The organism is Burkholderia sp. LFS061, from assembly GCF_047978125.1.
Lineage (GTDB): Bacteria > Pseudomonadota > Gammaproteobacteria > Burkholderiales > Burkholderiaceae > Burkholderia > Burkholderia pyrrocinia_C.
Map to the genome: position 1 here is coordinate 1 of NZ_JBFPFS010000082.1, position 14,153 is coordinate 14,153.

Here is a 14,153-nt window from a genome sequence, read left to right on the forward strand (position 1 = left end):
ACCAGACGCACCGCGCGCTCCCGCACTTCCGGGGAAAATTTGCTTGCCTTCTTGTTCATGACTCGATTCTCTCAAGAATACGAGCCTCCACAAAATCCGGTGCGGTTCAGAGCCTGTTTGCGCCAGAGCCCCAGTGAGGTTCTTCTTTCATCAACTCGAATGCCGATACTCGATTTGAAATTTATTTTTAAAATCTTAGTAATTTACCTCATCTTGCAACGTTCAACACAGGCATTGACCGCACCCAAGACATCAGCAGCCATCGACATGTTACCAAGCCGATCCGTCACCAAATCGCCGGTTGCGCCAGAAATCTTGACATAATATCCATCCCTTGATGATGTCGCCCACGCAGCGCAGGCAAGTGCCAAAGTAGCGCCAGCGAGATTAACCCCGAACGACCCCCCCAAAAAGAATGCCCCAACGCTGACAATGAAGACAGCTATTTGGGACCTCCTATTTGCCTTCAAAACATCCATTGAAGTAGAATAAATTTCACTCGCACATATTTTTCGAAAATCTTCTGTAATAATCTCATATTTCGTAACAACAATTCCTCCACCTTTAAAGTACACTGTTTTACTCATATTTCCGTAGCGCTTTCCGACCCCGTTATCTGTCAGCCGAACTACCCCACACTGCGAACAATATGACGAACTTCTTTGCACATGACTGTAGCAGTCGGGACAAATCACTGTGCTCACCGCCCCCCAAAGAAATTTCATAAACTATAAAAAACAAAAGAGAACTTCACTTGATCAGTGTAGCGGTCAAAAGAAGATGGAAGTGCGAGATTATTCTTGAACTGCAGGCGGCTTCGACGATGATCTCGCCGCCCAGGTCACTCAAACCAGCAACCGCATTCGCGGCTTGCTCTCCCAGATCCATCCCGCTCTCGAGCGCGTTCTCGGACCGCACCTCGACCATCCGGCGGTGCTCGATCTACTTGAGCGCTACCCCTCGCCCGCCGCGCTTGCCGCAACCAGCGAGAAGACGCTCGCCAACCGCCTGACCAAGCTCGCACCGCGCCTGGGCAAGAACTTGGCGGCCGAAATCGTTCAAGCGCTGAACGAACAAGCCCTGATCGTGCCCGGCACGCAAGCTGCCACCATCGTCATGCCTCGCTTGGCCCAGCAGCTTGCGGCTTTGTGTAAGCAGCGCGACAAGGTCGCTGCCGAAGTGGAGCGACTGGTGCTTGCTCACCCTCTTTGAAGCCTTCACCTCGGCTGCTCATCTGGCGGCCTACGCTGGCCTTGCCCCGGTCACCCGGCGCTCAGGCTCATCCATCAGTGGCGAACATCCATCCAGACGCGGCAACAAGGTGCTCAAGCGCGCCTTGTTCCTATCCGCCTTCGCGGCATTGCGAGACCCAGTCTCACGGGCCTATTACTCGCGCAAAGTCCAGCAAGGTAGCGCCACAACCAGGCACCCATCGCGTTGGCACGGCGATGCTGCGACGTCCTGTTCGCCATGCTGCGCGACGGCACCATTTATCAACCCAAGTCAGCCCCTAACGCTTGACGAAAGACATACCCCCGAAATGACTCCATATCGCTGATCCGCGACACATGCAACCCCTTGCTGCGTCTCGCATATTGGTTGCCTACTTTAAGGTTGGGCGGGAAGTGGACACCGGCGGCAGCAAGCGTCAGTCATAAAGCGTCAACCCCGCCGAAGCGGAGTCGATGTCGCCCTGGAAAATTGGCGCAGTGAGAACAGCAACGGTTGTTGGGAAGTCGGCGGCTCATCCCGCTTCAGGATGGGCCGGATTGGCCGGTCAGACCGTCCGTTTTCCGGACCAGCATTGAACCGCCACCTAAAACTGTGCACGGTCCGGCGGAACGCCCATTAGCTGCAGCGAGCCGCTCGTGACCGACGCGAACACCGGGCCGGCCACCGTGCCGCCGTAGTAGCCCTTGCCGCGCGGCTCGTCGATCATCACGGCAACGATCAGGCGCGGGTTGCTCATCGGCGCCATCCCCGCGAACAGCGCGCGGTACTTGCCCTTTGCATAGGTCGCGCCGACCTGCTTGCGCGCGGTTCCCGTCTTGCCGCCGATCCGGTAGCCGTCGACGCGCGCGCGGCGCCCCGTGCCGCCTTCGCCGACCGCCGACTCGAGCATCGCGCGGATCGCCGCCGCGGTTTGCGGCGACGTCACGCGGTGCCCGCGACGGGCGTCCATCGTCAGCGGGTCGGTGCCGCTCTTCAGCAGCGACACTGGGTGCAGCGTGCCGTCGCCCGCATAGGCGGTGTAGGTCTGCGCGATCTGCAGCAGCGACATCGACAGCCCGTAGCCGTACGCCATCGTCGCCTGCTCGATCGGCCGCCAGCGCTTGTAGCCGCGCAGCCGGCCCGACGCGACGCCCGGGAACGTCAGCTCCGGCGCGCGGCCGATCCCGTATTCCTGGTACTTGTTCCAGATCGTTTCGGCGGGCAGGTTCAGCGCCAGCTTGGCGAGCGCGACGTTGCTCGACTTCTGCAGCGCCTCCGACACGGTCAGCGAGCCGTGGTTGGACGTGTCGTGGATCACGGCCGGGCCGATCTTGTAGGTGCCCGGCGAAGTGTTGATGATCGTGTTCGGCGTGACCTTGCGCTCGTCGATCGACAGCGCGACGACGAGCGGCTTGATCGTCGAGCCGGGCTCGAACGTGTCGATCACCGCGCGGTTGCGCAACTGCTGGCCGGTCAGCCGGAAGCGGTCGTTCGGATCGAAGGTCGGGTAGTTCGAGAGTGCGAGGATTTCGCCGTTCTGCGCGTCGAGCACGACGACGCTGCCGGCCACCGCGTTGTTCTCGAGCACCGCGGCCTTGAGCTGGCTGAACGCGAGCTGCTGGATGCGCCGGTCGATCGTCAGTTCGATCGTCGCGCCGTGCTGCGCGGGGACGAGCGGGCGCGTGTCCGACACGATGCGCCCAAGCCGGTCACGGATCACCTCGCGCTGCCCGGACGTACCCGACAGCCGTGCATTCGCCGCGAGTTCGACGCCTTCCTGGCCTTTGTCCTCGACGTTGGTGAAGCCGACCACGTGCGCGGCCGATTCGCCTTCCGGATAGAAACGCTTCGAATCGGCGATCTGCGTGATGCCGTCGATCGCGAGCTTGTCGAGCCGGCTCGCGGTATCGGCGTCGACCTGCCGCTTCAGCAGCACGAACGTACGGTCGTTGCGCAGGCGGCGTTTTATTTCCGCGAGCGGCATGTCGAGCAGCTTCGCGAGCTGCGGATAGTCGATTTCGGCGACCTGTTTCGGGTTCGCCCAGATTTCATAGGTCGACAGGCTGACCGCGAGCATCGCGCCGTTGCGATCGACGATGCGGCCGCGCATCGCGTCGAGCTCGATCGTGCGCTGGTAGCGCTTCTGGCCTTGGCCGACGTAGAAATCGGAATTCGCTACCTGCACCCAAAACGCGCGCGCAGCCAATGATGCAAACGCTAAGAATATCCCCATCACGATAAATTTGGAGCGCCACACCGGAAGACGCGATACACTATCGAGTGCAATCATCTCAAGGGGCGAGTAATTCTGGGGTGCAGATTTTCTCGCTTGCTTCATATAGTATTAAATAATATAAATTTCAACCACACGCAAATCAATCGCCTTCCCGACAGTCAACCCAAACGAAAATCGACAGCCTATCAAGTGGTCAAAATTGCCGGAATAGCCAGACAAAGAATCGCCCCCAACTCAATCACCGAGAAAAAGCGATTGCATATTATACACATATTGCCCCAATCATTTTCGCAAATAATTATTCAGATCTTCCAATTCCGCCCGGCCACTCCATTAAAATTCAGAATGCATTTTTTACAGCATCATTGGAATTTCTTATTTTATCGCGAATCACAATCGAATATGCGCACACGCCTTTGTACGCCCATAGCGAAAGGCGTCCCGATGCGCAAGGAGTACGCGCAGTCGCCATGCCATCATTAAACCATCTTTCGGGAAGAAGATTCTCACTTAAATATCTCACCCTCAACCAGCACACCATAATAAACAATAACTCCTCCCACCCGACAAATTCACATGCGCCGCGAGCATGCATAGCCGATACACAAGTTCAAAATATCCCACCTCGCAAACAAAGCAATTTCGCAAAATATTTGCATTTTGACTAAAATTCGATTCGCGCAACAATATGGCTATCGAAAACTTCGAAATAGAAAGCGCACGATTCCGTAATCACCTGAAACGGAGATGCGTGGCAGAAGCAGACTTGCATCGCAGGGGCGCGCCACTCTTCGCATAGTAGTCGCGGCATTTGAAAACCCAGATCTCGACACGAGCTCAACAATATTTCTATTAAAATCACCATATGGATAACAAAAAGACTCAACCTCCTTATCGATAATTTTTTCGAGCTGGCGTTTTGAATCCGATATTTCCTGCCACGCCAAATCAGGCGTCAATTTGGATAAGGCGGTATGATTGACAGTATGCGCACCAATCTCGTGACCGCGATCCGACCACAGACGCATTTCCGGCTCACTCATCAACTGTGAAAGGTTGGTATTTAGGCTCAAATCCCAATCATTTAGCCCACCGATTTTTCCAGAAACGATATAACACGTCGCCGTAAAGCCAAACTCGTCCAGTATCGGCATCGCATTCTTCAGGACATTGCGAAACCCATCATCAAATGTTAGTCCAATTACCTTGCCGCACTTCTCTCCTCGGAGATAGCACATCAACTCCCGAACAGACACTCCTGCGTATCCCATTCGCGAAAGCCACATCATTTGGCGCCGAAAGCCGCCCGGATCAATGCTCAAATTCCGTAACACGTCAGCCTTTTCTGGTAACGGTTGAACTTGATGGTAAGTCAAAATTGGGTAGCGTGACATTAGTCAGGTCTCACCATACATTTAAAGTGACTGCACCGATGCACGCTCATCCAAACTCAAGCGATTAACGGCATCCTCATAAATCAACTCAACTCCGCCTAAAAATTTGTCAAAACAATATTCGCCTCTAGCTTTAAATTGCGCACGCTTACCCATTACCTTAATAATTTCCGGACGATCCGCTATCTCGCAAAGAATTCCCGCAATTTCCTCGGAATCGCGAGGACGCACAATCCAACCATCAAGTCGATCAAAAATATTTTCCGGCAGCCCACCTACATTTGTAACTATAACCGGACATCCCATCCACATTGCTTCGCGACACGCATAAGAGAGGCTTTCATGATACGATAAGACAAACGATACGTGAGCAATTTCCAAGACATCTCTTGAGCAGTCAATTCGTCCCGCAAAGACGATTTGGCTGGCCATACCAGCATGTTCGACAAATTTTCGCTGAGCATCCGTCGGCAGGTCTCCGGCGAGTATGACTCGAAATTTTTTGCGATACTCTTCCGGCAAGCGGTTGAGTGCATCGACCAGGTCTGTCCAGCCCTTGTGTGGCGCCGTACCTGCTACACTTCCAAGAATAATCACATCCGCGCCAATGTCACCAAAATACTGATTACGTAAATTACGTATTTTGGCAGATTCAAATTTCTTGCCATAGCCTGGTACACCATGCTTAAGAACAATAATTTTTTCGTACGGGGAACTCTTTTCCAACATTACGCGCACATAATCACTAACAGCAATTGTTACATCAGTTGCAAGTTTCGCTCGAAGATAATTTCCGAAGCTGTTGGCAGAATATGTGTTGTGTTTAGTGAACACTATTGCAGGTCGGCGACGCATACAAAGCGTCGCGAGCATTACCAAACGATGATCTGCCGACCCATTGACATGCACGACATCAAATCTTTTTTCGTTAATCAAGGATCGAAGCATCAAAATTTCGCGGAGAATCCGCCGAAGCTTAGGCTTGAACTGCATTGGCACTATATCAGCATTACACAACTTACCAACCATGAATGAAAGACGGCTTCCATCCGGTGATGCAATCGTCACGTCGTGCGCTCGGCCCGTCATCCCCACCGCGAGATTACAGATATAAGTATCGTGACCACCACCATTCCCGCCGTGAAAATTCGTGTAGAGGATTTTCATCTTCAATCTCTAGCCGTGTCTCTCAGAGAGCACCCTCAAGAACGGTTTCGCAATCGCAAAATCACTTTCAAATTCCACATGAACATTTTACAATACCCCTCAATGTCAAGTGTGATTCGAGCGTTTTTGCTTGCAAAACACAATGGGAAGTTGTTGGATTAATATTTGACCAAACATTACGGAAAATGATCGAATTGCTCTCTGAATCGCTGGAAGGGCTTTCCGCCGCCATGATCGCCGAGCTGGGACGCTACCGGCATCAAGTCTTCATCGAGAAGCTGGGCTGGGACGTGGTCTCCACCTCCAGGGTCCGCGACCAGGAATTCGACCAGTTCGACCATCCGCAAACCCGCTACATCGTCGCCATGGGCCGCCAGGGCATCTGCGGTTGCGCCCGCCTGCTGCCGACGACCGACGCCTACCTGCTCAAGGACGTCTTCGCCTACCTGTGCAGCGAAACCCCGCCGAGCGATCCGTCGGTCTGGGAGCTTTCGCGCTACGCCGCCAGCGCGGCGGACGATCCGCAGCTGGCGATGAAGATATTCTGGTCCAGCCTGCAATGCGGCTGGTACCTGGGGGCCAGTTCGGTGGTGGCGGTGACCACCACGGCCATGGAGCGCTATTTCGTTCGCAACGGCGTGATCCTCCAGCGCCTCGGCCCGCCGCAGAAGGTCAAGGGCGAGACGCTGGTCGCGATCAGCTTCCCGGCCTACCAGGAGCGCGGCCTGGAGATGCTGTTGCGCTACCACCCGGAATGGCTGCAGGGTGTACCGCTGTCGATGGCGGTGTGAATGCACTCTGCTTCTATGGGCGCCCCCTTTGCGAGTAAACATTAAGTCGACCACTTTGCACATCATCGACTACCGCAGCTATGACACTTCCCTCAGTGACTGGTACATTCATGCTGTCGAGTACCTCACCATCTACGATCAGTTTTATTTTCGCAAAATGACAGGGCTTCTTACATGACAATCGGTTTATGCCACCGGCAGATTGACGTAAGTCAATCGAATACACCCCTTTTCTAACCCCTCTGTACCGGGCCACTATCATTAGGGGTCCCGTGCCCCCAACGAATGGCTTGACCTCGATTCCACCGAAGCCCCTACCAGATCTTGCAGGTGCCAAGCCTGTGCAAGTCCTCTATAAAACTGCACTCCATCCCTAAGGAACCCCAGCAATGCACATGGAAGAGCACACACTGAGCGAAATGGACGATGAGCTGAAACTCATGCTCGGCCGCTTTCGGCACGAACAATTCGTCGAGAAACTCGGATGGCGGCTGCCCGCCCATCCGAGCCAGGCAGGTTGTGAATGGGATCAATACGACACCGAACACGCCCGCTACCTCCTGGCGTTCAATGCAGACCGCGCCATCGTTGGCTGCGCCCGGCTGATTCCCACCACGCTCCCCAACCTGCTTGAAGGGGTGTTCAGCCATGCCTGCGCCGGGGCGCCGCCCAAGCATCCAGCCGTCTGGGAAATGACTCGCTTCACCACCTGCGAACCGCAATTGGCGATGCCGTTGTTCTGGAGAAGCCTCAAGACGGCCGCCCTGGCGGGCGCAGAGGCCATCGTCGGGATCGTCAACAGCACCATGGAGCGCTATTACAAAATCAACGGAGTCCACTACGAACGGCTGGGCCCGGTCACGGTGCACCAGAATGAGAAAATCCTCGCCATCAAACTCTCGGCCCACCGCGAGCACCATCGCAGCGCGGTCGCACCGTCAGCCTTCATGTCCGGCACATTATTGAAAGAGACAGCTTGATACGGGCCGAGTCGTCCTTTTTGAATGCCCCTCAGATATAGCCCATCGCGACTGCGTAAGACACTGCCTGCACGCGGTTACTGGCGCCGATTTTGCGCTGGATGTTGCGGTGATGGTAATTCACGGTATCGGTGCACACCCCCATGATCACGCCGATTTCCTCCGAGGTCTTGCCGTCGGCCGTCCAGCGCAGCACATCACATTCCCTCCCACTGAACGCCACGCCCGTATTGAAGACACGCACGTCGCTCTCCAGCTCGGAAATTTTCTCGTGGGCCGCGGCGGCAAAGGCTCTGGTCACCGGCTTCAAGGCTTCAAATTCCTGAAGGCTGATGGGGTTGTTCTTGCGCGCCAGGCTTAACACCCCGACCCTCCCCTGGGCGTTGAACGAGGGTTGTGCCAGGCCGTGGCATAAATGTGAATCCTTGGCTTCAGACCACAGGTCCGCGCATCCCCGGAACAACTCATTGCTCCATAGAATGGGGGCCGACGAGACTTTGCTGTGCTTCACCGTGGGATCGATCACCGCGTAGTTAGCCGCCTGATATCGCTGCACCCAGTCCTCGGGGTAATTGCCGTACATATAAGTCCTGGGCCGCATGAACGGGGTCACGCTGCACATGCCGTAGGCAAAAAAATCAAACCGTAGTTCGCGCAAGGCCCTCAACGCGACAGCCGTAAACTCCTGCATATCCATGGTTCGCGCAAAGATACTATAAAAGTACGCATCCCATCCCAACTGCTGCCCTAATTCCATTTTGAGCACCACTAAAGTTGAAAACAGGCCGTTAGACTAGACCAACCTGAATCTCTGTCAACAAGCAAAATCACATCGTCATAGAAGGCTTTGCGCTAGCACTAGATTCATTGCGCCTAATCCAACCAACTACTTAGAACATTGCATCCCGGCGATGTTAGTAAGCCATTACCGCCTCTCAGCCGACGAATGAACCTGCCTCTTCACAATAATGCAACAGTTCATTCGGTGGGCTGCAGCCAACCCGTTCATACGCTAATCACTACAAGATCTGGTAGTCCACCCCCAAGAAACGCAGGTGTATAAACAACACCCGCTCAGCACCGCCAATGCCATGATTACGCTCGTTAACGTCAATAGCTTTCCGATACACATATTCACCATCAACTTCGACGTCGTAATTGTGGGCCTCTAAGGGAGGAACGATCACGACCTCACTCGCGGCGTGTAAATCTCGAACCAAGTGTGGAAGATCTACTCCAGCAATGCTTATTGCGGACGCAACAGACGACGCCGGTCCAACTTGAGCAGTAGTATGCGTTGTTGAGGGTTTTCCACAGCCACTTAGAATGGCAATCCCACCCAATAGGGCCACGATATTTCTCTGCTTCACACGCCCCTCCGATCGAATTTGAATGTCCGCATAATGAAATGCATTCGCACCGTCCACAGAAAATTCCCACTTTGCGAATTGATACTGCGCAGCGGATGGTAATCAAAAAATGGTCGTGCGATCTCTGTATCGGAGCGCTGCAGTCTGAAGCCCACACGTCCCGCCCGCTCTATCACACAGATCGCCGACCGGAAACCGGATGCACGGACTGACAAACAGCGCAGAGTCAACTTGACAACAGGTACCTAGTCGCCGCGAGAACTCGTCACATACCTTCGGCGAATCAAATTCTCAGGGAGTCGCCAAAAAACGAATGGCCCCGGCTGCGCAGAATCGCTGTCTTAACCAACGTGCTGGTTAATTCATCGATTTCCACGAACTCCGACCAATCTTAGATACTACTGAACCTCCAAGAGAATATTTCTTCTCGACCTATTCACTCACTAAATCGCGGATTGATCGACGAGGCTGCACCAACACAATCCTTGAAATCGGGACATCGCCGATATCATCGCATAATCTGCGACTTTAGAAATTTCACCAAGCCCGTCGTCAAGAAACGCTCCTCATCCCGCCTGGAGCACATTTGATAACCGCAATACCTGCTCATCCTTAAACAATTCAAAATCCGTTGCTATACCCAATTTTTGATATGCAATTCGCTTCTGTCGACTAACTGTTTTTATACTACGCCCCTTGCGCCGAGCCATCTCCGCAATGGAGTCGCCCTGCAAACAACCAAGCAAGACCTCAAGCTCGCATCGCGATAGACTCTTAAACTCCTCATTTAAAAATGAGCCTTCTCTATTATCCTTATCTTTTGCACCACTAACCGCCCGAATTATTGCTCGAAGTAGATTTTCGGCAATCTCATTTTTTCCATAAAATGAGTCAGCCCCGGCCCTGAGACTTGCCAATTTGACCAATTCAAACGACGTCGACGCAGTAGCTACCACACGAACCCATTTTGAAATTTTCTTTATCCCAGCAACCTCAAGACCAAACTTTGAAAGGAGCAGAAAGTCAACGAGCGCAACATCGAGATTCTCGGAGCGAATGCATTCAAAAAATGTCGCAACATCATTACACGACTGAACGACGTTGCATCCACCCTCCCTCGAAAGATAGGCCGACATCCCAAAGGCGGCAACTGGGTGATCGTCAAGTATAGCAACACGCGTCGAACCCAAATAATTTATCATGGCCGTAACTTTTATTAAAATTGCACGAAACAAGCGTCAACAACTTAATAACCGCCACTCTCTAAGCACGACTAAATACTCCTCCTACCCTCAACAATCAACCGCACCATTTCGGATATATTACACTCTCGACCCGACAATTCTTACAATATTTTCACGAAATTTCTTGAAATTTCCGGAAGATAGACCGAAGCTGGGTCACAAATATGAATCTCAGTTCGCCGCCCGCGCTTGCTCCGCAAGCACCTCTCTCCGCAAGGTCAGCGATTCGAAGAACGCCCCTCCTGTCCCGCACCACAACAAGACAAATCTCGTTTACGATGCGTCTGAACGCCCCGATACTTATAACGACTGCCTATCTCGCAACGAACATTCATACTCGAATTGCCGCCGGATATTGAAATGCAATTTCAGGCCACGCCAGCCGGTAGGTTATGAGCACCTATAATGGGATAGAACACTCGCTCCAGTTGAGGAAAAGAGGATAGCCGAAACAAAAGGGGAATTTCGCAAGACCATTCTCGCTTCCACCCTCTGCCGCCATTCCCATATATCGCCTCCGTCATCCGATAGCTTGCATCGAACACATCAGCCGCCAAAAAAGATATGCACTATTTCACAGCAATGCTCCTGGATGATCACCTCATAGTGAGACAAGGATTTAAGGCTCTTGGTAAAAACATCCCCGGATTATCGATAATCGGCGACTATGGACGAAGCCGAGACTTGATTTCAGCCATGGAAATCGAGCAACCCAAGATATTATTTCTAGATTTCACCCTTCACCCGGATGACGTAGACGGACATACCCTGATCCGCTCTATAAAAAGGCGATTCCCAAGTGTGCGAATAATCGTCTTAAGCGCCCATGCAAGACGCAGCGTCGCCGCACTGGCAATGAGCGCCGGCGCGGACGGATTTTGCTCCAAAGATGTATCTGTTGACGAATTGGTTACCGCAACTCAACGAGTCCTTGCCGGACGTAAACATTATCCCGATCGATATCGAGCAACTGGTAATATTGATTACGATTCGGTTTTTCTCACCCACTCCGTGCATTCGAGTCCACTAAATAAGCTTACGCCGCGGGAGCGCGAGGTGATTAATTTGTTTTTAATGGGCTTGTCGATTTCAGAGATCTCAAGAAAGCTTTCGAGAGACCGAAAAACAGTCAGTGGCCACAAACAATCGGCATATCGAAAACTGGGTATTTCGAGTGATGCTGAGATATTTAGCATCCGTCATATGCTCGAATAGGCGGGTTATTATTATGCGCAAGATAATCCTAATTTTATATGTTTTACTCGCCCCCAAAATTGTTTGTGGAACCGAGCTGAATCTGACTGAGTCGGAAAAGGCATGGATCCAAGCGCACCGCACAATCAAATATGCGATAGACCCGCGCTGGCAGCCAATTGAATTTATGGAAAACGGACAACCGTCCGGACTAACTGTGGCCTACTTGAAAAAAGTAGCACAAATATCCGGTCTTGATTTAAATTTCGTGAAATCAAGCTCGTGGGATGAATCAGTCAAGTTGTTGGGCACTGGTGTCATTGATCTGCTGCCAGGGATTCCAGATTTTGAGCTTCCAAATGCCGTGTCGGGTCAATTAACACTTTCTGCGCCGTATTTTGTCTCAAGTACAATAGCGGTCGCCGGCGCAAATAATAGAGTGTTCTCTGATTTTAACGACTTCTCTGCCGATGATATTATCGCAATAAGAGGAGGTGGCGCATACGAATCTTGGATGCGAAGAAATTTTCCCGCTCTTAATCTTCATAGATATGACACAACTGAGGATGCACTTGTCGCCGTTGCGAACGGGGAGGCGACCGTGGCAATTGGCCCCGAACCGATACTCCACCCTGCAATTCGACAACACTTCAGCAGGACGCTTTATATTGCAGGGGTAATGCGTAGCCTACCCCTTGCCTTGCGAGTGGGCACGAATGCTTCTTCACCCGAATTGCAGTCGATCGTTCAAAAGGCATTATCTAGAATAAGCGCCGAACAGTCGGATGCGATACAGGAAAGATGGATAGAGGACGCCGATTACGGAAAACCATCCGTGGCTGCCCTGGCAAAATATTATGGCACAAGGATTTCCGCTGTCATTGGAATATTCTTTTTGTTATTAATAGCCATGTTCTACATGTGGAGAGCTCGCTCCGCAATATTAGAAATATCAAAGCAGCGCGCTGCATTTCTATCCGTCATGGCACACGAAATTCGGACTCCACTCAATTATATTCTATCCTCCATAGAACTCGCGCACATCCAAACCGACTCGACGAAAATGCGAGAATATTTAAATATTGCGGTTAATGGAGGAAATACATTAATAACGCTCCTAAATGATGCGCTGAATTACTCCCGAATAAATGAATCCGGAGTCCATTTGGAGCGCCGCCCGACATTAATCGTAGATATGTTAACCTCGATTATCCCGGCGCTTCGCATATTGGCGGACAAAAAGAAACTTGCCCTCGAAGTATCGATAAGCGATGAAGTCAATGTTGCCATGCTTATCGACGAGACTAGAATTAAACAGGTTCTCACGAACATCCTATCAAATTCAATAAAATTCACCGAGATAGGATCTATCACCCTCCGCGCCCATCTCGACCCTGACTCTAGTGGCAGGCGCATTTCATTCGAGATTTCTGACACGGGAGTTGGAATCTCGCAGCGCGACATTTCCAATGTATTTAAACCGTTTTTCCAAGCAAACCCCGAAAGAAGAGATAATATTGGGAGCGGCTTGGGGCTATCGATTTGCAAAGAAATTATTCGAGCGATGAATGGCAGCATCTCGGTGAGCAGTCGAATTGGGGAGGGAACCACGATAAAGGTCTCGATTCCATTTGACAAAATAGACCCTCCTCCGGCAGCTTGCAATTTGCAAATTCAAGACAGTATAAATATTGGCGCGAGCGCACTCGTTGTCGAAGATGTTGAATTGAATCAGTTCGTACTCAAGAGTCAGCTTGAACATCTTGGGCTCCGTGTTACGATGGTTGGAAATGGAAAGCTCGCTATACAAGAAATCGAAAACTCATCATTTGATATTATTTTCGTGGACTGCAACCTCCCAGACATAAGTGGATATGATGTAGTTCGCTTTGCGCGAGCGTCAACTTGCCAACGGACCACATCAACTCCCATTATCGCCATTTCAGCAGATTCCAAGCATGAGCACATCAAGGCATGCTACGATTGCGGAATGGACGGCGTCCTAACGAAACCAATTAGCCTATCAAAATTGTCGGAAACATTATCCTCATGGCTTTGTAATATTGGATATCGAGATAGCCGATCACTCGAGCAGGCCACATTTCTGAGAAATACGATCGATATCCCACGCCCAATTCATGATGACGTTATTGCAGAGTCCATATTGCGCGAAGCATCCGAGGCAATGCGGCTGATAGCGGAATCTGACTACAGCGGCGCACAGCATCACATTCATCGATTAAAAGGAATTGCCACAACATTTGGCAAAACAGAATTGACAAAATTGATTGCTGAGCAGATCGAAAACGAAACCGACAATGATATTCTCGCAAGAAAGCTGAACAGTATCTGCGACAATATTGATCGACGCATGCCGTATTAACGAGCCGATCCTGAGGCGCCTGACCTGCCCTGGAATTTCCGGACCAGTTGAAACTTGAGAGAAAAGCTTCCTGATCTGCTTGGGGTTTCCGGGCCAAATCTAGAGCGAGTTTTCCGGCGTTTCGGGCACTGCAGAACCCGATGAAGGCGCCAGCTGACGAGCGAATTCGGCTGGCGCCAATT

General features: G+C 51.9%; 11 protein-coding genes and 1 pseudogene. 5 read left to right on the forward strand and 7 right to left on the reverse strand.

The window, feature by feature from the left end; genetic code table 11:
* Positions 1 to 203 precede the first annotated feature (203 nt).
* The gene (locus ACNQQL_RS35120) at positions 204 to 587 is read right to left on the reverse strand and encodes a hypothetical protein (protein ID WP_347069212.1); all 384 of its coding nucleotides are present in this window, start codon (positions 585 to 587) and stop codon (positions 204 to 206) included.
* Positions 588 to 813: 226 nt separating this feature from the next.
* Between ACNQQL_RS35120 and ACNQQL_RS35125 the strand changes: the two are divergent.
* Positions 814 to 1,521: pseudogene (locus tag ACNQQL_RS35125) on the forward strand (transposase); the annotation flags it as partial.
* 295 nt (positions 1,522 to 1,816) lie between these two features.
* On the opposite strand, the gene ACNQQL_RS35130 reads toward ACNQQL_RS35125, so the two are convergent.
* The 3 genes from ACNQQL_RS35130 to ACNQQL_RS35140 all read right to left on the reverse strand — a co-directional run bounded on the left by ACNQQL_RS35130 (position 1,817) and on the right by ACNQQL_RS35140 (position 6,009).
* The gene (locus tag ACNQQL_RS35130; RefSeq protein WP_347069220.1) at positions 1,817 to 3,502 is read right to left on the reverse strand and encodes a penicillin-binding protein 2; all 1,686 of its coding nucleotides are present in this window, start codon (positions 3,500 to 3,502) and stop codon (positions 1,817 to 1,819) included.
* A 638-nt stretch (positions 3,503 to 4,140) separates the two neighbouring features.
* A complete protein-coding gene (locus tag ACNQQL_RS35135; protein ID WP_347069224.1) occupies positions 4,141 to 4,842 on the reverse strand; it encodes a polysaccharide deacetylase family protein in 702 nt (233 codons plus the stop codon).
* Between the two features lie 21 nt (positions 4,843 to 4,863).
* Positions 4,864 to 6,009, reverse strand: coding sequence for a glycosyltransferase (locus tag ACNQQL_RS35140; RefSeq protein WP_347069230.1), 1,146 nt, complete (start codon positions 6,007 to 6,009; stop codon positions 4,864 to 4,866).
* Between the two features lie 185 nt (positions 6,010 to 6,194).
* Here ACNQQL_RS35140 and rhlI point away from each other — a divergent pair, with 185 nt between their 5' ends.
* Complete coding sequence (gene rhlI / locus ACNQQL_RS35145; protein WP_003138177.1) at positions 6,195 to 6,800, forward strand: acyl-homoserine-lactone synthase; 606 nt, start codon at positions 6,195 to 6,197, stop codon at positions 6,798 to 6,800.
* Positions 6,801 to 7,189: 389 nt separating this feature from the next.
* A complete protein-coding gene (locus tag ACNQQL_RS35150; protein ID WP_038635110.1) occupies positions 7,190 to 7,780 on the forward strand; it encodes an acyl-homoserine-lactone synthase in 591 nt (196 codons plus the stop codon).
* A 31-nt stretch (positions 7,781 to 7,811) separates the two neighbouring features.
* Here ACNQQL_RS35150 and ACNQQL_RS35155 read toward each other — a convergent pair whose 3' ends face one another.
* The 3 genes from ACNQQL_RS35155 to ACNQQL_RS35165 all read right to left on the reverse strand — a co-directional run bounded on the left by ACNQQL_RS35155 (position 7,812) and on the right by ACNQQL_RS35165 (position 10,340).
* Entirely contained in the window at positions 7,812 to 8,537 is a 726-nt protein-coding gene (locus ACNQQL_RS35155) for an autoinducer binding domain-containing protein (protein ID WP_038635113.1), read from the reverse strand.
* A gap of 262 nt (positions 8,538 to 8,799) precedes the next feature.
* The gene (locus ACNQQL_RS35160) at positions 8,800 to 9,150 is read right to left on the reverse strand and encodes a hypothetical protein (protein ID WP_347069235.1); all 351 of its coding nucleotides are present in this window, start codon (positions 9,148 to 9,150) and stop codon (positions 8,800 to 8,802) included.
* Between the two features lie 566 nt (positions 9,151 to 9,716).
* A complete protein-coding gene (locus tag ACNQQL_RS35165) occupies positions 9,717 to 10,340 on the reverse strand; it encodes a response regulator (RefSeq protein WP_347069243.1) in 624 nt (207 codons plus the stop codon).
* A gap of 636 nt (positions 10,341 to 10,976) precedes the next feature.
* Here ACNQQL_RS35165 and ACNQQL_RS35170 point away from each other — a divergent pair.
* Both ACNQQL_RS35170 and ACNQQL_RS35175 read left to right on the forward strand, forming a co-directional pair.
* Positions 10,977 to 11,609 carry a response regulator transcription factor gene (locus ACNQQL_RS35170; protein WP_347069255.1) on the forward strand — a complete coding sequence of 211 codons (633 nt, stop codon included), beginning with the start codon at positions 10,977 to 10,979 and terminating at the stop codon, positions 11,607 to 11,609.
* 13 nt (positions 11,610 to 11,622) lie between these two features.
* Positions 11,623 to 13,971 (forward strand): ATP-binding protein, encoded by a 2,349-nt coding sequence (locus tag ACNQQL_RS35175; RefSeq protein ID WP_347069249.1) that lies wholly within the window; start codon positions 11,623 to 11,625, stop codon positions 13,969 to 13,971.
* Positions 13,972 to 14,153: the final 182 nt, after the last annotated feature.

Excerpts from the sequence above, each read along its gene's own strand:
- ACNQQL_RS35140 (WP_347069230.1), bottom strand. The coding sequence starts at position 6,009 with ATGAAAATCCTCTACACGAATTTTCACGGCGGGAATGGTGGTGGTCAC.
- ACNQQL_RS35155 (WP_038635113.1), bottom strand. The coding sequence starts at position 8,537 with ATGGAATTAGGGCAGCAGTTGGGATGGGATGCGTACTTTTATAGTATC.
- ACNQQL_RS35130 (WP_347069220.1), bottom strand. The coding sequence starts at position 3,502 with ATGATTGCACTCGATAGTGTATCGCGTCTTCCGGTGTGGCGCTCCAAA.
- rhlI (WP_003138177.1), top strand. The coding sequence starts at position 6,195 with ATGATCGAATTGCTCTCTGAATCGCTGGAAGGGCTTTCCGCCGCCATG.
- ACNQQL_RS35175 (WP_347069249.1), top strand. The coding sequence starts at position 11,623 with ATGCGCAAGATAATCCTAATTTTATATGTTTTACTCGCCCCCAAAATT.
- ACNQQL_RS35135 (WP_347069224.1), bottom strand. The coding sequence starts at position 4,842 with ATGTCACGCTACCCAATTTTGACTTACCATCAAGTTCAACCGTTACCA.
- ACNQQL_RS35170 (WP_347069255.1), top strand. The coding sequence starts at position 10,977 with ATGCTCCTGGATGATCACCTCATAGTGAGACAAGGATTTAAGGCTCTT.
- ACNQQL_RS35150 (WP_038635110.1), top strand. The coding sequence starts at position 7,190 with ATGCACATGGAAGAGCACACACTGAGCGAAATGGACGATGAGCTGAAA.
- ACNQQL_RS35120 (WP_347069212.1), bottom strand. The coding sequence starts at position 587 with ATGAGTAAAACAGTGTACTTTAAAGGTGGAGGAATTGTTGTTACGAAA.